This window comes from Romboutsia sp. BSD2780061687b_171204_C1 (assembly GCF_015560225.1).
GTDB classification, from domain to species: Bacteria; Bacillota; Clostridia; order Peptostreptococcales; family Peptostreptococcaceae; genus Romboutsia_C; species Romboutsia_C hominis.
This window is the reverse complement of sequence record NZ_JADMRK010000001.1, coordinates 661706-682039: the sequence shown is the minus strand read 5'-3', so window position 1 is coordinate 682039 and position 20334 is coordinate 661706. Positions and strand designations below refer to the sequence as shown.

The 20334-nt window shown below is 26.5% G+C and carries 18 protein-coding genes, 1 pseudogene and 1 other annotated feature; of the genes and pseudogenes, 2 read left to right on the top strand and 17 right to left on the bottom strand.

The annotated features are described in order from the left end of the window. Nucleotides 1–3: 3 nt before the first annotated feature. From I2H23_RS03460 to bioB, 5 genes are all read right to left on the bottom strand, one after another. On the bottom strand, nt 4–795 hold the full coding sequence (locus tag I2H23_RS03460) for a 6-carboxyhexanoate--CoA ligase (RefSeq protein WP_195581082.1): 792 nt from the start codon (nt 793–795) through the stop codon (nt 4–6). A 129-nt stretch (nt 796–924) separates the two neighbouring features. Then, nucleotides 925–1464 carry a hypothetical protein gene (locus tag I2H23_RS03455; RefSeq protein ID WP_195581081.1) on the bottom strand — a complete coding sequence of 180 codons (540 nt, stop codon included), beginning with the start codon at nt 1462–1464 and terminating at the stop codon, nt 925–927. Nucleotide 1465: 1 nt separating this feature from the next. Further along, the gene (gene bioA / locus I2H23_RS03450; protein ID WP_330615389.1) at nt 1466–2842 is read right to left on the bottom strand and encodes an adenosylmethionine--8-amino-7-oxononanoate transaminase; all 1377 of its coding nucleotides are present in this window, start codon (nt 2840–2842) and stop codon (nt 1466–1468) included. Between the two features lie 49 nt (nt 2843–2891). Then, nucleotides 2892–3623, bottom strand: a complete 732-nt coding sequence (bioD, locus tag I2H23_RS03445; protein ID WP_195237613.1) for a dethiobiotin synthase — start codon at nt 3621–3623, stop codon at nt 2892–2894. Then, the gene (gene bioB, locus I2H23_RS03440) at nt 3610–4560 is read right to left on the bottom strand and encodes a biotin synthase BioB (RefSeq protein ID WP_195581080.1); all 951 of its coding nucleotides are present in this window, start codon (nt 4558–4560) and stop codon (nt 3610–3612) included. Before bioB ends, bioD begins: the two co-directional genes overlap by 14 nt. Nucleotides 4561–4742: 182 nt before the next feature. Next, nucleotides 4743–5035: a binding site (T-box leader), on the top strand. 138 nt (nt 5036–5173) lie between these two features. Between bioB and I2H23_RS03435 the strand changes: the two genes are divergently transcribed. Next, nucleotides 5174–5713, top strand: coding sequence for a tryptophan transporter (locus tag I2H23_RS03435; protein ID WP_195581079.1), 540 nt, complete (start codon nt 5174–5176; stop codon nt 5711–5713). Nucleotides 5714–6025: 312 nt separating this feature from the next. On the opposite strand, the gene rocF is transcribed toward I2H23_RS03435, so the two are convergent. The 4 genes from rocF to I2H23_RS03415 all read right to left on the bottom strand — a co-directional run bounded on the left by rocF (nt 6026) and on the right by I2H23_RS03415 (nt 9627). After that, nucleotides 6026–6934: an arginase gene (gene rocF / locus I2H23_RS03430; RefSeq protein WP_195581078.1), complete on the bottom strand. Its 909-nt coding sequence runs from the start codon at nt 6932–6934 to the stop codon at nt 6026–6028. A 249-nt stretch (nt 6935–7183) separates the two neighbouring features. Continuing rightward, nucleotides 7184–8125, bottom strand: coding sequence for an aminotransferase class IV (locus I2H23_RS03425; protein ID WP_195581077.1), 942 nt, complete (start codon nt 8123–8125; stop codon nt 7184–7186). A 153-nt stretch (nt 8126–8278) separates the two neighbouring features. Then, nucleotides 8279–8542 carry a Mor transcription activator family protein gene (locus I2H23_RS03420; RefSeq protein ID WP_092926106.1) on the bottom strand — a complete coding sequence of 88 codons (264 nt, stop codon included), beginning with the start codon at nt 8540–8542 and terminating at the stop codon, nt 8279–8281. Between the two features lie 413 nt (nt 8543–8955). Then, the gene (locus I2H23_RS03415) at nt 8956–9627 is read right to left on the bottom strand and encodes a YkgJ family cysteine cluster protein (protein ID WP_195581076.1); all 672 of its coding nucleotides are present in this window, start codon (nt 9625–9627) and stop codon (nt 8956–8958) included. A gap of 382 nt (nt 9628–10009) precedes the next feature. Here I2H23_RS03415 and I2H23_RS03410 point away from each other — a divergent pair, with 382 nt between their 5' ends. Next, nucleotides 10010–11608 carry a peptide chain release factor 3 gene (locus I2H23_RS03410; protein WP_195581075.1) on the top strand — a complete coding sequence of 533 codons (1599 nt, stop codon included), beginning with the start codon at nt 10010–10012 and terminating at the stop codon, nt 11606–11608. A gap of 158 nt (nt 11609–11766) precedes the next feature. On the opposite strand, the gene I2H23_RS03405 is transcribed toward I2H23_RS03410, so the two are convergent. The 8 genes and pseudogenes from I2H23_RS03405 to I2H23_RS03370 all read right to left on the bottom strand — a co-directional run bounded on the left by I2H23_RS03405 (nt 11767) and on the right by I2H23_RS03370 (nt 20322). Beyond that, nucleotides 11767–13239 carry a potassium channel family protein gene (locus I2H23_RS03405; RefSeq protein WP_195581074.1) on the bottom strand — a complete coding sequence of 491 codons (1473 nt, stop codon included), beginning with the start codon at nt 13237–13239 and terminating at the stop codon, nt 11767–11769. A gap of 126 nt (nt 13240–13365) precedes the next feature. Continuing rightward, nucleotides 13366–14259: a hypothetical protein gene (locus tag I2H23_RS03400; RefSeq protein ID WP_195581073.1), complete on the bottom strand. Its 894-nt coding sequence runs from the start codon at nt 14257–14259 to the stop codon at nt 13366–13368. A 202-nt stretch (nt 14260–14461) separates the two neighbouring features. Next, a complete protein-coding gene (locus I2H23_RS03395; RefSeq protein ID WP_243248183.1) occupies nt 14462–15496 on the bottom strand; it encodes a type II toxin-antitoxin system antitoxin SocA domain-containing protein in 1035 nt (344 codons plus the stop codon). Nucleotides 15497–15551: 55 nt separating this feature from the next. Then, nucleotides 15552–15944: a hypothetical protein gene (locus tag I2H23_RS03390; protein WP_195581072.1), complete on the bottom strand. Its 393-nt coding sequence runs from the start codon at nt 15942–15944 to the stop codon at nt 15552–15554. Nucleotides 15945–16078: 134 nt separating this feature from the next. Continuing rightward, the gene (locus tag I2H23_RS03385) at nt 16079–16624 is read right to left on the bottom strand and encodes a DUF5986 family protein (RefSeq protein ID WP_195581071.1); all 546 of its coding nucleotides are present in this window, start codon (nt 16622–16624) and stop codon (nt 16079–16081) included. A 214-nt stretch (nt 16625–16838) separates the two neighbouring features. Continuing rightward, a complete protein-coding gene (locus I2H23_RS03380; RefSeq protein ID WP_195581070.1) occupies nt 16839–17462 on the bottom strand; it encodes a hypothetical protein in 624 nt (207 codons plus the stop codon). A gap of 135 nt (nt 17463–17597) precedes the next feature. Further along, nucleotides 17598–18773: a restriction endonuclease subunit S gene (locus tag I2H23_RS03375; RefSeq protein ID WP_195581069.1), complete on the bottom strand. Its 1176-nt coding sequence runs from the start codon at nt 18771–18773 to the stop codon at nt 17598–17600. Further along, nucleotides 18766–20322: pseudogene (locus tag I2H23_RS03370) on the bottom strand (type I restriction-modification system subunit M). Before I2H23_RS03370 ends, I2H23_RS03375 begins: the two are co-directional and overlap by 8 nt. Between the last annotated feature and the right edge of the window lie 12 nt (nt 20323–20334).

The following is a 20334-nucleotide window of genomic DNA, read 5'->3' as shown; positions in this document are numbered from 1 at the left end:
TTATTATTTAAATATGACTTTGTCTTTAACTATTACTTTGGTATTTTCAAGATATTTTATAGTATCTTCAAGTGTATATTTAGAATCTATAGTAGGGTCATATAAAAATATTCTTCCCCCTCTATCCTCACCTATATCTTTCATATGTTTAACTCTTATATATCCAAATTTTTTACTTGCTATATATCCTGTTGTATAATTTTTATCATCAGAACAACACATTTCACCTATTATATTAGGAGCATTACATACCTTAGATGATAGGCATAATGCTTCTATAAAATGTGTATTTTGAAGTAGTTTTTCATTTTTATTTAAGTTATCAGTACATTCATATTGTTTATCTAACATATCTACTTTTGAATCTTCAAAATCCATATAAGTGGCTCTTATTCCTCTTAACTTATCTTTTTCTAGTCTTTTAAGATTATTAACATCAAGAAGTACTGCACCTCTCATATTTTTTATACTTTTAAATAAATCTATAATATATATAGCGTTTTTACTATTTATATTTAGTTTTAATAAATTATTATATAGAAATTCATAGCTTTCTTTTTTATTTTTAGTATTTGAAGTTGTAACATAAAGTGGATCTATGTATTTTAATTCTTCTTTTTTAACCTCTTCTATTTTTATATTAATAAAATCACTTTTTCCTTTTGAATGAGTTAATGCTCTTTTTATTAAAACACTAACTGCATTTTGTAAATCTTTTTCACTTACTATACTTTCAGCTCCAGATATATGATTATACGATTTTGACCCTCTCATCTTTATACTATATAAATTCATTTGTTATCATCCTTTATCTGATTTTAGAGTTATAATTAAAATGCTATATTCAGATAAAATATTACTTCTAAATATAGCATTTTATATTTTAGTTTATGATTTACTAATTTCTAATTTATTTTTATAGGTTTATACTAATTCTTCTTTAATATTTACTACTGCATTTTCTTTTTTATCATACTTTTTTATAAATGACTTATAAGGTGTTACTTTTACTATTTTTTCTATTGTCTTATATATAAAATATGAAGACAATAATGTGTAAATCATCCCGGGTAGTGCTGATAAAATTAATGCTTTAAATGGTGTACCTGTAATACTTGCCATTACTACTCTACCTACTGCTGTACCTACTATACCAGCTGTTGATACTACTATTATATTGCTACCTAAAATACCTATTAGTGAACCTGCTACTACTCTAAATGTCATAGCTACTATTACATTTAAAATTGTATGAGTTCCCATAATAAGGTTTATCATACTAGCTATTATTCCTGCACTTATATATCTTTTAAATCCAAAAGTAGAACATATACCTATAGCAATTGGTGCTGACATTTGAAATTCTGTTCCTGGTATAATTCCTGGTAATTTAAATGTTCCTGATATTGCTATTATTACTGATAATAATGCCACTAGTGTTATTTCTCTAGTTTTATTGTTCATATTACATCTCCTTATCAATAACTGGATTTTCCTTAAAGTATTTTATTATACTATCTCTAGCTACTTCTACCATAAAGTCTATTTCTTCTTTGCTTATAACATATGGTGGCATAAAGTATATTATATTTCCTAAAGCTCTAAGTAAAACTCCCTTTTCTAAGGCATTTTGATATATGTTGTACCCTACTCTTTTTTCACTTTCAAATAGCTCTTTAGTATCTTTATTTTTAACTAATTCTATAGCACCTATCATACCTATTTGTCTGTACTCACCAACATATGGTATATCATTTAATACACTTTCCACCTTTTTTCTTAAATAATCACTTTTATCTTTATTTTTATCTAATACATTCTCTTCTTCAAATATTTTTAAGGTCTCAACTGCTATACTACATCCTAGTGCATTTCCTGAATAACTATGACTGTGTAAAAATGCCTTCATTGTATTATATTCATCATAAAAAGCATTATATATTTTATCACTCATTAAAACTAATGATAATGGCATGTACCCTGCCGTAAGTCCTTTTGATAAACACATTATATCTGGTGAAATATCACTATGCTCACAAGCAAACATTTTACCAGTACGTCCAAAGCCTACTGCTATTTCATCAGCTATTAGATTTATATCATACTTATCGCATAACTTTCTTAAATGAACTAAATACTTAGGTGAATATATCTTCATTCCTGCCGCACATTGAACTATAGGTTCTACTATTATTGCACTTACTTCTTCATGAATTTCTTTTATAGTGTTTTCCATATTTATAAAACACTCTGCATTACAGGTGTCTCTATTTTTATCAAACTTACATCTAAAGCAATCTGGTCCTTCTACTTTTACAGTATCAAGTAACATTGGTTTATATATTTTACTGTATAAATCCATATCAGAAACTGCTAAAGCTCCTGTTGTTTCTCCATGGTAAGCATCACTAATTTTTGCAAACTTTGTTTTTTTGCACTTTCCTATTTGTTGATGATATTGAAAGCTTAACTTTAAAGATATCTCTATAGCTGAAGATCCATTGTCTCCAAAAAATACTTTATCTAATCTATCTGGAGTTATATTTATAATTTTTTCACATAGATTTATGGCTGGTTTATGGCTAAAATTTGCAAATATAGTATGTTCTAAAGTATTTGCTTGATTGTATAAAGCATTATTTATTCTTTCGTTTGAGTGACCAAATAAATTTACCCACCAAGATGAAACTGCATCTAAATATTTTTTTCCATTGACATCTTCTAAAAATACACCTTTGCCTTTTTCTATTACTATAGGTTTAAAAGTTTCATAGTCCTTCATCTGAGAACAAGGATGCCATATATATTTTAAATCTTTTTCTTGAAGTTTTTTCATACTCATACTTTTTCTCCCTTACTTTTATAAAAATCATCTATGTTTAATACAATTTTTACTCAAATAATGAAAGTATATTTTCTAAATTAAGTTTGTCGTATTCTTTACATATACTTTCTTTATTAAACTCTTTAATTTTATTTAAAATACCTAGTACCTTAAGGTTGGTTATTTTTTCTATCATTTTTATATTGTCATCTTCATAAAACTGATTATTGTAATTATTTATAAATATTCCTCTGCATTTTATATTCTTAGACTTTAAAAACTCATAGGTTAGTACACTATGGTTTATAGTTCCAACAGATGCACTTGCTACTATTACTACATCCATATTTAAGTCTTTTATAAGGTCATATATAAAATAATCATTAGTTATTGGAACAACTATACCTCCAGCGCCTTCAACTACAACATAATCATATGTTTTTAAAAGTTTGTTATAATGATTTTTTATATTTTCTTTATTTATATATACATTTTCTATATTACACGCTAAATGAGGTGACACTTCTGTTTTTAGGCAGTAAGTATTCATAGTATTGTAATCTATATCTAAGTCACAAATATCTCTTATATATTTAATATCTGGCGGTATTATTTTTATATTTTCTTCTATACATCCACTTTGTATTGGCTTATATGTTATTACATTTTTATTATGTTTTTTTAATTTATAAGTTATAGCTCCACTTACAAAAGTCTTTCCTATGTCTGTGTTAGTTCCTATTACAAATATACCTTGTCCCATATTTATCATCCAATCTTTTAAATTATCTAACTTCAAATCCTAATTTTTCTATCATTTTTATATCATCAGCTATGCTATTTCCACAAGTTGTCAATAAATCACCACTTATAGTAGCATTAGCACCACATTTAAAAGCTAATTCTCCATAGTTTGTTAGTAAATTTCTACCACCTGCTAATCTTATTTGGGCACTTGGGTTTATAAATCTATATATAGCTACCATCTTTAAAAAGTCTTCTTCCTTAATAGATTTACTATCTATTTTTGTTCCTTTTATATAATCTAGTGCATTAAGTGGTATCGACTTTATCCCTAAATCTCTAATCTCAAAAGCCATATCAATTCTATCTATTTCACTTTCTCCAAGACCAAATATACCTCCACTACAAACTTCTAGTCCTACACTTTGTGCGTCTTTTATAGTTTTTATTTTTTCCTCATAAGTGTGTGTTGTGCATATATTGTCAAAGTAATTTCTTGATGTTTCTAAATTATTATGATATCTTTTGACACCAGCTTTTTTAAGTTTTCTTAAATCTTCTTTACTAAGTAAACCATGTGATGCGCATGTTTTTATGTCTACATATTTGTTTATAGCCTTATAGGAGTTTACTATTTTATCTATTTCTATATTGCTTAATTTTTTTCCTGATGTTACTATTGAATATCTTTTTATCCCTTTATCTTTATGATATTTTGCATCTTCTACAAAGTAGTCTGTATCTTTTAATGGGTAAACTTCTATATCTGTAGTATGATAAGATGACTGTGCACAGAACTTACAGTCTTCACTACATTTTCCACTTTTACCATTAACTATTGAGCAAATATCAAATTCATTTTGTAAAAAATATTCTCTTATTTCATTTGCAAACTTTCCTAAACTTTCAAAGTCATAGTCTAATAGTTTTATTGCTTCTTTTCTATTTATTAAATGTCCATTTTTTATTTTATTTGTCATTTCATATAACATTTTGTATTCTCCTTTTATTACCTGGTACTAATTATATAGTAGTTTACTTTTTTATTTACGTCAACCTATTTTTTATTTTAAGTTTACATTAAATATATTTCTTATATAACTTAATTTTTTTATATAATTATTTTTTCATATTGACAAATTTGAAATTTATTAATACCATAATATAAATAAATATTAATCCATTGATAAGGGGTAGTAGTTAAGTTTAGGTTCGTTATAGAGAGCTAAGGATGGTGGAATCTTAGCATGAAAAAACTTAATGAATGGGCCTTTGAGGAGTAAAGGGAAATCTATTTAGAGAGTACTATTTACCGTGTCCTTCACGTTATAGAAGGTAGAGTATGTTAGTACTTGATTTAAGAGGGATTTTTATATTTAGTGTTATGTTAAATATATTTATATTTGATATCACACTGTATATAAATTGCAATTTAGGTGGCATCGCGGAGAAGACTTCGTCCTATTTATTTAGGACGGAGTTTTTTTATTTTATATACAAATATATTTAAGGAGGTGATTTCTATGGTATGAAAGATTGATTGTGATAATAACACTCATTGGTTAGATTTTATTAAAATATCAAAATTTAGGAGGTTTTTCGTTTATGAAAACAAAAAAAATAACAACAAATTCAATACTTTTAGCTATAGGTTTAATACTTCATCAAATCACCCCTACTTTAGGTTTACCTATGCAACCTGATTTTGCACTTGCTATGTTATTTATAGTAATGATGCTTAATAAATATGATTATAAAACTTGTGTAATATCTGCAATCATCACTGGAATATTTACAGCTTTAACTACAAAGTTTCCAGGTGGCCAAATACCAAATTTATTAGATAAAATTATAACTGCTAATTTTATATATTTACTAATGTTTATGTTTTATAAAATAAAGCTTTTAGATAAATTTCTTAAAAGTAAAAAAGAAAGTGTATTAGCTATGATTATACTACCTTTTGGTACTTTAGTTAGTGGTACAATATTTTTAATCTCTGCTAAAGCTATAGTAGGACTTCCTGCTCCATTTTTACCTTTATTTTTAACAGTAGTACTACCTACTTGTATTATAAACTTATTTGTGGGTATATTTTTATATAATATTGTCAATTTATCTTTAAAAAGAAGTTTTAGAGCTTAAAATAAACAATAAATAAAGCTACCTATAATTTAGCTAATATTAGGTAGCTTTATTTATTATTTATACACTTATTTATCTTTTTTATCTAATTCTTCTCTTAACTTCTCCTCTGTCAAAACATAAGCATTTGCAATTATCTTATTGCAGAACCTGCAACTATATTCGGCTCCACCTCAACAAGTTTTTACTTGTAGTCTGTTTTTACAGTAAGGACAATAATATGCTTTTGTCATATCTTCACCCCTTACTATACTATTGCATCTATCTACAAATCGTTCTTATTTATAACTTATATATCTGTAATTATTTTATTTATTTTAACTTTTTAATTAAGTTAGATGTATATTCTAATAAGTTCGTACATATATTAAGAGTTTCATCGTTTTCATCTAAAATTGGGTTAAATTCTACAAAATCCATAGATTTAACAAGTCCACTATTTATAAGTTCTTTTAATATAAGTTTTGTATCCTCTATGCTATATCCATCACTAACTCTTGTTCCTGTTCCTTTAACTATATCTTTATCCATAAAATCTATATCTAAACTTATATGGATTGCATCTACATTTTGTTTTTTACATTTTTCAATTATTTCATGTATTATCTTTTCAATTCCTAATTTATTAATTTTAGTTTTGTCATACATACTAACTTTAGTATTGTCTAACAATTTTCTCTCCTCTATATCTATATCTCTTCCACCTATATGAAATACATTCTCTTCATGTAGTTTAGTTTTATGCCTATATAAGTTTACTAATCTTTCATCTCCATAACCACATAAGAAAGCTAAAGGCATACCATGAGAATTTTTACTTTCTGATATTATTTCTGTGTTAAAGTCTCCATGTGCATCTATCCAAACTACCCCTAAATTTTTAAAGTATGAACTTGCACCTGATATACTTCCTAATGCTATACTATGATCTCCACCTATTATAATTGGAAAGTCTTTATTATTTAGAGATGTATATACCATGTGTGCTAAATTTAGATTAACATTATATATGCTATTATAGTACTTTATATTTTTATCGCTCAAAAACTTATCTTCCTCTCTAATATCTTCTACATAGATATCTCCCATATCATATATACTTAGTTCGCTTTTTTTCATTATGTTTACTATATTAGCTTCTCTAAGCTTTTTAGGCCCGTATTGAGCTCCATTTCTGTCACATCCATGATTTGTAGGTACACCTATTAAATTTACATTCATAAAAAATCCCCCTTGTAGAAATTACTTATTATAGTTAAAAATCTACCTTTACAATTATTTTATGATGCATTTTATAAGTTATTCTTAAGCTATTTTTATTAATTACTATTTAGCTTGTCCTTTTATCTTCTTATTTTTTAATAATAATCTAAATCCATCCATGTTATATAAAAATAGAGAGCTAGTTTTTAGCTCCCTATTTTTATATAACATATTTATAAGCTACATCAAAGTTTAATAGTATTCTGATTAAACTTTAATGACCCAATCTTTTGGTCCTTGTATATCTTTATATTGTATTCCTCTTAATATATCATAAAGTTCATTAGTAATAGGTCCAATCTTATTATTTTGCACTATATACTCTTTATTTTCATATATAATACTTTTTATAGGTTTTATCATATATTTAGTAGAACAAGTTCCAATTTCACAAAAGTTATCTATTTCATCTAAATATATATCTCTTTCTTCTACCTTCATATTTAAATAGTTTTTAGCAATATACATAAGGGAATTTTTAGTTATACTAGGTAGTCCTGATGAAGATTTTAAACTTACAAACACATCATTTTTAGTTATAACAAAAAGATTTATATTATTTATGTCTTCAAGTTTGTTATTTTTATTTATATATATAAGTTCTTTATCTTTTAAACTTTTAGTACTATTACTGACTTCATCTATTCTTTTCCTATCTTTGGTTATTATAATATTTGAAAGATTCATAGGTGTAGGCCCTACTGGCGTTACATATATAGAAAATATGTATTCTTTTGGTACTTTAATGTTTGATATTTCACTTATAAATGGTCTTATATATAAGCTAGCTTTACTATCATATGGCGGTACAAATCTTTCATTAGCTCTCACTACATCTTTTAATGCTTTTATAAACTTTTCTTTTGGTATATTTGGGATTAATAGCTTTTCACAATTTCTATTTAATCTCACTATATTTTCATAAGGTCTGAATAAGTAAATATCTCCTTCTTTACTTCTATATGCTTTTAGTCCTTCGAAACACTGTTTTATATAATCTATATCTAATTTTTTTTCATCTATACTTAGTCTATTTTGTTTTACTTTACCTTCATCCCAATCATTAGCTATATATCTAGATATATAACTATAATCTGTTTCTCTATATTTAAATCCTAGGTTTTTCCAGTCTAAATCAACATACTCCATAGATTATCCCCCCTAGTTTTATATTTAATTATATATATGTTATTATTTTATTTTTAATACGAAACATATAAATTATAATCTATATATTCCTACCAGGAAATTTTTATATTTTAAGTTTACAAGTAAAGAGGAACGAAACGTTCCTCTTTGTATTTAATATGTTATATTTGAATTGATGATATTTCTAACTTGTACTTCACTTATACCAAACTTTCTAGATAGCTCTTTATAGTTACCATTAAAAGATTTTCTAATTATCTTATTTCTAATAGGTTTTAATACACTATTTTCACTAGGTATATAAACACTACTTCCACCAGCTAATTTTATAAGTTCCTTAACATTATCAAGTCCTATTACTTCTTCAATATCAATTAAAGACTCTGGTAAATCTTCTTTAGTTAAATACTTAAGCATAATATCCCTCCATATAATAGATATAGATTGTAATACTTATAATTATTTTACCACCTATATATACCTATATAAACGTTATTTATTATGCTTATTTCAACATAATATTTATTTTAACCATATTCTCTATACTTCACTATTATATTCAATTAGGTTTAGCTACATATTAATATACGTTCTATAATCATTTTAGGAAAACCAAAATATGAAAAATTATCTTTGAATAATAATAATTAAAAGTATTTTTAAAAAATCAAGCTCCTAACTAACGCTAAAAGCTTGATTTCTTATTTTATTATAGGACTATATTTTAAATTATTTAATTCTTCAATACTTAGTCTTATTTTTTTAACTATAGTATTAATATATAATAATGACTTTGCTATTTATACTGCTTTATTTTTTCTATACTCTTTTTAAATAACACCTAATCTATTTTTTATATTAGGTAAATTTTTTGTAAATACAAAGTAAAAATTCTCTCCTTCATCTATCTTAATACGATAAAATTCATCTAATAAAATTTCATTTATTTCTTTTATTTCACTCTCATCTCTTACAAACTTTAAACGGAAAGTTAATGCCTTAATAAATTTATGCCACTCTAAAATAAACTTCTTATTTTCATCATAGTTTTCAATTCCTACCCATTTTTTAACCTTAACATCTTTTAAATTCTCTTTAGGACAATTTCCTACCTGTAAAAAGTACTTAAAATCATCATCTTTGTACACTCTTCCAAGAGGGAATAAACGACAAATATTTGGTCGTTTAGCATGAATAGTACATCGCCCTTCTTCATTTAAAAAGCTACATCTTTTCTTATTATCATCTTGCATATTTAAATATGGTAATAAAATTTTGTTGGTTTCACGTAATTTAATTTTGTTTCCTAGTAATTCATCAAATCCTACACCTAAATAATTCACCATTTCATATATATCAAAAGGTGTAAGCACCACTAGTTCTCCAACATCACAACAACAATCACTACATCCATCGCAACCACATGTATCTGCTTTTACTGTGTCTTCAATGTCATATAATTTTCCATCTGATATTTCTTCTAGTATATTTATTCGTTTCATATATTTCTCATCCTCATTTATTATTTAGATTTTATTAAATTTCAAATAAGATATTACCATACTAAAAATATTCTTACAACTTATCATCATCCTATATTATATAGTCTAGTTTTTATATAAAAAAATCCTCTTAATCTTAAAGAGGACTTTGTGTTATACAGTAAAATAGTAAAACTATTTTCATAATATTTTCACAAAGAAAGTGTTACAGTATGTAGCATTTAGTTGCTTTCTATATTGACAGTTTTTAAATAAAGTTATAATATCAAAAAGACTGTAGTTTTTTATAGTACATAGAAAATTATGTTCATTTTAAAACTATTATTAAGTATAACTTTTTATATTTATATAATCATAAAATTAAAATAAAGGATGATAAAAAATGACACAACAAAATTTAAACTTGATTGATGAGGTTAAAAGAAGAAGAACCTTTGCAATCATTTCCCATCCCGATGCAGGAAAGACTACATTAACTGAAAAGTTTCTATTATATGGTGGCGCCATTCGTGAAGCAGGATCAGTTAAATCAAGAAGATCTCAAAAACATGCAGTATCTGACTGGATGGAAATTGAAAAACAAAGAGGTATATCAGTTGCATCAAGTGTTCTTCAATTTGAATATAATAACTTTTGCATAAATATTCTTGATACTCCTGGGCATCAAGATTTCAGTGAGGACACTTATAGAACTCTTATGGCAGCAGACTGTGCAGTAATGGTTATTGACTCTGCTAAAGGTGTTGAGGATCAGACAAAGAAATTATTCCATGTTTGTAAAATGAGAGGAATTCCAATATTCACTTTCATCAATAAAATGGACCGTCAAGGAAAGGATCCATTTGAGCTACTTGAAGATATTGAAAATGTTTTAGGAATTCGTTCTTGTCCAGTAAACTGGCCAATTGGTTCTGGTAAAGAATTTAAAGGTGTGTTTAATCGTCATAAAAATCAAGTTGAATTATTTGATGATGGTAACCATGGACAATCTATTGCTAATTCTATAACTGGAGATGTATCTGATGAAAAATTTAATACTTTATTAGGTGATGCTCTTCATTCAAAATTACTAGAAGATATTGAACTTTTAGATATTGCTGGAGATAATTTTGACTTAGATAAAATATTAAATGGTGAATTAACACCTGTGTTCTTCGGAAGTGCCCTTACTAACTTTGGTGTAGAACCATTCTTAGAATCGTTCCTAGAAATAACACCACCACCAACTCCTCGTAGCAGTAATTTAGGTGATATTGACCCTAGTTCGGATAACTTCTCAGGATTTATATTTAAAATTCAAGCCAATATGGATAAATCTCATAGAGATAGAATTGCATTCCTTAGAATTTGCTCTGGTAAATTTGAAAAAGGTATGACAGTAAATCATGTACAAAGAAAGAAAAAGATAAAACTTTCTCAACCTCAACAGTTTGTAGCACAAGACCGTGTTATAATAGATACAGCTTACCCAGGTGACATTATAGGTATACATGACCCAGGTATATTTAATATTGGCGATACATTAAGTGAAAAGCAATCAAATTTACAATACAGTGGTATACCACAATTTGCTCCTGAGTATTTTGCAAGAGTATCTACAAAAAATGCTCTTAAAAGAAAGCAGTTCGTAAAGGGTATTACACAGTTATCAGAAGAAGGTGCTATACAAGTATTTAAACAACCTAATTCTGGTATGGAAGAACTTATTATAGGTGTAGTTGGAGTTTTACAGTTTGAAGTTTTAGAATATCGTCTAAAACAAGAATATGGTGTTGAGATGCTAATGAATTCACTACCTTATCGCTATGTACGTTGGATTGAAAATGATCCTTCCAAATATGGTAAGCTTTCAATGCCAATGGATACATTATTAGTTGAGGATAAAAATAGCAACCCAGTAGTGTTATTCCAAAATGAATGGTCTATTAGAACTCTAATTGAGAGAAACGAAAATATAGTTTTAAAAGAAACTTCTTTATAAAAAAATTCACTTCGCTCATGTCGCCAACGACTTCGTCCGTTGCTAAAAATAAATATTAATCCCCCTACGTCTATTTTTAAACTTAGGGGGATTTATTGTATATTAAAAGCTTCATAGTTTTTTATCTCTGAGTTTTAAATGTTTATCTCATACTATTACTATCTAATAATTTTTCTAGATAATACTACTAAAAAATAACTCATCGTAGATACTCCAAAAAATGCTTGTACTAATACAATCATTTTTGTAAGTTCATTTAATGGTAATATATCTCCATAACCAACAGTAAAGAAAGTTATACCACTAATATATATATAATCTATAAAACTCGTAGCATTTTCAAACTTAAAATATGGACATGTAAAGTACAATATAGCAAATCCTAAAATCATAATAATAATTAGTATAAACATTCTTAAGGGACATGTTCCATAATCACTTACTAACCAGTTAATATAATTTATTAATTTACTACTCTTTTTTTCAGTATAGAATTTATTTTCAAGTTGTCTATATTTTGAATAGCATAGATCTTCCGATATATATTGACCAATGTTTTTGAAATTTTCCTTTAACATTAATAATTGTTCTATATCTTTTGTTTCACTTACTCTACTAACAATAATAGGTAATACTTCTTTAAAATTACGTATGTGAATTTTACCATTATTTAATGTTTTATCAAATTCTAAAGTCTTCGGTATTTTATCAAAAGTTAATTTCGTATCAGAATTTATAATACAATTTTTTATACTCATTTCCACATCATTAAGAGTATGAATTTCTACTAATCCATTGAATTCACATCCAAAAATAGATATTTTATTTGCTGTTAATTCTCTTGCATCTATTTTATCAAACTCACAATGGTCTAAATCTAATGAATCTATTTTTGCCTTAATAAAACAAACTTCTTTAATTGTCCCTATAGGGTTACCTATCCTCAATTCAGTATTAGCCATATCTGCTAGTAAAAAACTTATATCCAATTCATTTCTTATAAACTCAAACCAGACTTTAGAATTGTTATACTGTGTATAGTTGCACGATATAATACCATTATTGTACAGACCTTTACTACAACTCGCTCCAAATATAGATAACTCTGATTCATAAAATTTTGAGTTGTCAAAATATAGTCCACCTTTCAAAACTTCAATATTGGCTAAATTCATTAGTGTTTTAAAAAATATTGAATAATTGAAACACATATCTCCATTTTCAATACTCAACTGAAGTAGACTTACTAAATAATTTTCTTTTTCTTCTGCATTCCAAAAAGAACAACGTGCATTAAAACTTCTTATATTTTTCAGTGGATACTCTTCAATTTCATATAGTTTATCTGTTCCATACCAAGAGAAATTATCTATATAAGTATAGTTTAGATCTATATCTTCCCCCTTCTCATATTTCTGTCTAAGGTCTTCATAGTCTATATACGCTAATTGTGCTATTTGTATTTCTTCTCCAGCTTCATTAACTGAGTAAACTGCAACTGTATTAATAATCTTAATATTAGTTATTTGTGATGTATAAATACGACCACTAGTTTTATTTGAAATTTCTTTTTCCATTATCCAAAATATATTATCTGGATTTTCAATTACTTTAGTGTATACTTGTTTCATATTTCTCCCTCTAGAATCTATATACTATAATAAAAATTAATCATAGGCATTAACCTATGATTTAAAATTCCCTTTAATTAGTTACCATGTTCATTTAATTATATCATTAATTCATATGTACCTCTACTATTTGCATTGTTCAGTTTCTTCATACTTTCCGCTTAAAATATCTTTAATCCTATAATCTAAATCTCTCCAATTTTCTATTCTATAAAAATCATTTATATTATCTAATATAAGTACTAATTTTTCTCTCTTTAATAAACAATTCTTAAAAGTAACTAAATATATAATCCACTTATTTAATTTACTTCTAATCCCTATATATAACCCAACTTGTTCATATAAAAGATACCATCTAAAATAAAAAATAAGTGGTATTGATCCTGATATACATACTATATCTATAGATATACTTTTCCAAAACACTATATCTTTTATATCATCTATATTAGCAATAAACCCTTTAAATCCATAATAAATCATTACCATAGATATAATTATCAATCCACCATTGAATACTTTTTTTACATAAGGTGATACATCCTTATAATCACACATAACTAAACATCCTGAACATATAACTGCTAATGGTATTATCAATAACTCTCCTATTAAGCTCATAGTGTATGAATTAATTATAAATAAAGGTATTATACTAAATTTAATTATATCTTTAATTATATGCTTTACTGTTATAGTTTTATAATTTTCTATTACTCTAAATATTACTGGTAAAAGACCAAATAAAACCCACCATATATAATCTTTTATTATAGTCGATTTTAAATATCCTAATTTATATAATAAAGCTCCAAATGCTGCTATGTATATAATCATAACTATTCCCGGGATTTTTATCAGAATCTTTCTTATTGATTTTATTAAATCTTTTATGCTACTTCTTATTTTCTTATCTTTTATACAAAATATAGCAATAATAACACACCATATTATCATTGCTTGTTCTCTAGTTGTAAATATATTATTTATTGTATCTATTATGTTTATAAAAATCACTTCCTTATTTTTAATATTCTATAAGAAAAAGAGAGTAATTTACTTACTCCCTTTTAATATTATAATTCTCCATTGAATGCTCTTTGTGTAAGTGAATTGAATAAATTATTTAATTCTTCACTACAGTTTATATTCTTATTTTCATAGCTTCTACACTATAAACTATTTGTGCAAATTTTACTTTTAGCTCGATTTAATAAAACTAATATATTTTCTTAAATAAACTACTGCTATATTGTTCAATATCATCTATATTTACTAAATTATACTTATTCTTTATATCAATGAAATAACTATCTATTAAATGCTTTTCTATTACTCTATTACACCCCTCATTTTTCTTTAATCCTTTTCTAGTAAGAATCCATGGATTTTCTAAATGAGTCATCTCTTCCAATGATTTAGCACTATAACAACCAAAATGTCTTATTACACTATTTACTACATGCTCCTCGACTTCATCTAGTACTATCTCATCTTCTTCAATTTCTATTATACTTCTACCATACTTTCTATACTCATCATAAACACATCTATATACAGGTCCATGTACCCAAGCTTCACAATCTTCTTTAAATAAATGAGAATCCGTAAAAAGCTTATAAATAGCCTGTGAATAATATAGTAGTTTTTGAAGTGCAAGTGGTGTTATTTCTCCACATTTAATTATTATATATTTCGCTACCATATCAATTTTACTTAGCTCCATAGTTATAGCCGACTCTGAACTTTGTAGCTCTTTAATTCTCTTGCTACACTTCTTATAAGCCACTTCACTTATATTTTCTTTATTTACTTCTAAAATTCTATTCATTTCATCTATGTCATTTAGTATCAATTTTAATTTATCTGAATAGTTTTTAGTAGGTAAATCTCCATCTAAATATCTAGTTATAGTCACTTCACCCCATCCTAATAATAAAGATAGTGGTCTTTTGCCTATATTATATTTACTTAATATACTATTAATATCTTCTATACTTATAATATTATCTACTTCTCTTATTTTAGAGTATAGTCTATCTAAATTTTCATCATTAATTTCGGCTATATATATAGGACTATTACACTCTGTGCAATATGCAGTCTTACGCATATACTTTATTTCTTTCCCTCTAATATTTTCTATTTTCTCTTCTTCTTTTATTAGATAATGTCTATCATCTAAGCATACTTCACAAAAATCAATATTTTCGCTCATACTTTGCTCCTTTTTATTAATCTGATTTATACTCATACTTAATTTCCCCCATATCTAATTTATTTAAAGGAGCTGTATTATCTGCTCCATATTAACTATTTTTAAAGTGATACTTTATAGGCCAATTAGCCTTATGAAAAGATATTATCATCATAAACTCATCATATCTTCTTTGCTTAATAGTAAACTTTATATATACTTCTATATTTTCCATTCCTCGTTCTACATGGTTTAGTTCATATTCTTTACCAAAGAAATATAATATTTCAATGTTATTGTTCTTATCTATATCTATTCTTGAAAAATCATATACGTCTAATGCTAGTATCATTTCCTCTTGTCTTTTAGTTGTCAATCTATATTCATTTATGAAAGTTTCATTCTCTATTCTATTTGGGTTTATACTTATTTTATATAATCCGTTATATACACATTCTTTTACTTTTTCTATTATTTTATTTACTTCCTCTTTTGTAATTTGCATATATAGTTTTTATTCCTTTCATTGGTAATTGTACCCCTTTTGATACATTTTATTCGTTTTTTTATATATTAACACAAAAAACGTATCATTTCAATCTAATGATACGTTTTTTGTGTTAATATATTTTTATTATCCTAATTAGCTTCTTCTAAATTTAATTTATTATCAAATTCTTCTTTATAGCTACATCTAAACTTAGAAGTTATTTTTCTTCCAATAAAGTCAAATTTACTTTGATTTTCATTATATTCATATGTTATCAATATATATTCTTTAGCTTTTGAGATATATTCAGGTAACTTTTGTTTAATAACTTCACTTGCTTCAGTTTCTTCATTTTCATTTACTGCACCTAATATTTGTATCAAATGCAGATTTTTTCTATTCTTATCTCTTTTGATATCCTTATATCTATTTTCTCTCATAATAAAATATAATCTTTTATCATATGTATTATATATTACTATCTGATTCCAAAAACCTCTTTTAACTATAAGTATCTTATAATCATCTTCTGTGAATATATTATTTATATTAGTATTTATAAAATCCCATCTAATACCAGGGTCACCATTATGAGTTATCAACTTTCTATCATTATAAAATTCTGGCATATCTTTATAATATGCTTTTTTTACACTATTTATTATCCGTTGTATGTCTATTTCTCTCTTGTTCATATTCTCCCTCCTTAATATATATTTACTATATTAATATGGGATTATTGATAAATTATAACTTAGAATAAAGTGTTTCATATGGATATGATACTTATATATAACAAAAAGAGTAGATTTCTCTACTCTCTTGTTGTTTTATAATAATTTTCTTATAATTCTTCCTTGATTTATTTCACAAACGAGTTAACGATCTCATTTAAATTTTCATTAGAATTTATTTAACTAAGTAATATATTATACTTTTAATGGTGTGCTTTATAGAAATCTGTTCTTCTAATATACCACTTCTACCATTTTCACTCAATACTATTTCCCCTAATATAAAATCAAATCTTTGATATTCTACCAAGTATCTAGGCATACCACATGGTAAATAAGTATTAAATTTTATAGCAAATCCGTTTTTCAGCAATCCATATTTTTTCAGTAAATTACCTTTTTCATGGATACCTTTGTCCTCATTGTATCTATATTCATACACTTTTATCCAACGAATAACTTCTGAAGAAGATAAATAAATTTCTTCACTGTTATTATCACCTAAATCATACTCTTCTACTACTCTTAAGTTTTGTTCTTCATTATTATACGATACATTTATAACTTCTGAAATTGTAACTTTCATTTGTTTTATCATAAATATTCTACCTGCTATATAAGCTATAAATAAAACTAAAGATATAATTGATGAGGTAAACCCAATAGCTTCTATAACTTCTGATTTTGATAAATTTGATGTTATAGCTTTGAGAATTGAACTAAAATCTATTTTTCCACATATATACCCTAATGCGAAGATTACTATAGTTGTAATTATTTTTCTTAATGTATGCTTCACCCTTTATCTCCTTCTTAATTCTACTATATATTCCTTATAAATATATAGTATTTTGCTTTAATTGTTACTTTTAACATTTTAGTATCTCTATTAACTATAAAAAAGAGTAGAAATTTCTACCCTCTTATTATTTTCTTATAATTCTCCATTAAATGCTCTTTGCATAAGTGAATTGAATAAATCATTTAATTCCTCACTAGAGTTTATTTGTTTCTTCTTCATAAATTCTACAGTGTGTACTATATGTGTAAATTCTTCTTGAAGCTCTATAGGTGGAACAATAATATCTAAATCTCCTAATATCTTCAAGTTTATATTCTTCTGTGCAGACTCAGGAGCAGTCCTTTCTAACATTTCTTGTAAAAATGACATCCACAAGCATACAAATTCAACATTTGTATATTCATTTGGTATAAATCCAACCACACTATCAGGAAAACAGGCATCAATATTTAGTATAGCTGTCTTAGCTATATTTGCAGCAATAGTTATAGCTAATGTTCCTTTATTCCACATCTTACTTTGCTTTAATCCTAATTCCGAATATGTTTGAGTATATTCACTCAAGTACATTCCTGAATTAGCAATGTCACCTGTTTGAATTAATGGGTATATTCCACCTAAAAGTTCTGGTGCATTTCTTGGTCTATGCTTTGACTTACCTCTTTCTAACGTTCCTGCATCTTTTAATTTTTTCTTATCCCATCCCTTAGGATTAATAACAGGGTCGCCAAACATATCGACAAACACAGACTTTAAATACTCACCTAAAAGCCTATTACTTTCTTCTCTTTTACTAATAGCATCTTCTGCTCTTTCTAAAATAGAAACAATTTTTTCTTGTTCTTCAAGTGATGGTAATAATACCTCATAATCTCTTAGTATAGATAAGTTTATATTTTTTTGAGCTACTCCTCTACCATTGCGTTCTATTGTCTCTTTTAAACTTCTCAAGAAATAATACAGATACTCTTTGTTTACAATTTCTTCATTTACATTTATTCCTGCTATAGCTTGATTGGTTGTTGCATCCATATTTAAGATACCTACTTCTCCAAGTGTAGCAAATATAGTAAATAAAATAGTACCTTTGCTAAACAGCTTAGTGGATGAATTATCTAATCCTTCTTGTGTTATAAATTCTTCACTATTATTTATATACTTTTCTTTAATATCACTTATTTTAATCCAAGGTATATCACCATTATTCCAATATTCGTTCTTACTTCTTGATGGTGTTCCTCCTGATTTTATATCTGCTATTTCTCCTAATTTAACTTTCTTCCATCCTTGTGGCAACTTCTTACTCATGTCCATTCACCATCTTTTTTAAAGCCTTAATATCCTCAAGTATACCCATCTCCAGCTTTTCAATCTTCTCCATAATCACCTCTGGAGCTTCATACACAACTTCCTCATACTCAATCTCTTTATACTTATTAATACTTAAATCATAACCATTATCAACAATCTCACTCTTATCAACAAAGAACCATTTATCTTCCTTCTCTGGCTCAAACTCTTTATCATCCATACACTTTTTAAAGCTCTCTATAATATCAGGTATATCATTAGCTTCTATCTCATTTCTCTTATCATCTAAACTATACCCATCAGCTTGCATATCATAGAACCAAATCTTATCAGTCATACCACCCTTAGTAAATATTAAAATACCAGTAGATACCCCAGCATAAGGCTTAAACACACCACTAGGCATAGAAATAACTGCTCTTAACTCACACTCTTCAACAATCTTTTTTCTAATATCCTTATGAGCTTTAGAAGAACCAAATAACACCCCGTCTGGAACTATTACGGCACCTCTGCCACCCATATCAAGTATTCTATCTATAAGTGCTAAGAATAATAATTCAGTCTTTTTAGTTTTTACAACACTTCTTAAGCTCTTGTTTATATCACCTTCATCTATACTTCCCTTAAAAGGAGGGTTAGCAAGTACTAAAGAATACTTCTCTTCTTCATCATATTGACTAGATAGGGCATCAACTTGAGTTATTTGTGGATTTTCTATACCATGAAGCATTAAGTTCATTGCTGCAATTCTAAACATAGATGGGTCAAATTATGTAGCATTAAACATCTTATTTTTATAATGCTCCCATCCATCACTATCTATTTTGTCCCCTATCTTGTCGTGAAGTATTCCTTCTTCATCAGTAAATACACTGTTCTTATCTGTATACTTTCTTAGTATATACTCACTAGCACTTACTAAAAATCCTGCCGTACCACAAGATGGATCTGTTATTACGTCATTTATATCTGGATCCATAAGCTCCACCATCATATTTATTATATGTCTTGGTGTTCTAAACTGACCATTTACACCTGCTGTTGCTAGTTTTGATAATAGATATTCGTATAAATCACCATTTGTATCATTATCATCTAAGTTTATAGAGCTTATTAATTGTACTGCTTCATATAATAAACTTGGCTTTTGTATTAAAAATACAGCATCTTTCATCTGGTCTGCAAATATACTATCATCATCTGAATATGACTTTAAAAATGGGAATACTTTATCTTGCATATTTTTAAACATATTCTCAGTATCATAATGAACAAACTCTGACCATCTTAAATTATCAGAATTTAAATTAAGTCTAGTTACTTCACTTTCATCCATATTTTGTACGTACTTTTCAAATACAGTAGTATATGGTCTTCTTATTCTTTTAGCTTTCTTTTCTTTTGCAATTTCACTATCATCTAATTTTTTTATAAATAATAGATATGATATTTGCTCTACAACAGTTAGGGGATTTGATATACCCCCTGACCAAAAGCTATCCCATAGTCTATCTATTTTACTTCTTATTTCTGAATTAAGCATTATTTCTACCTC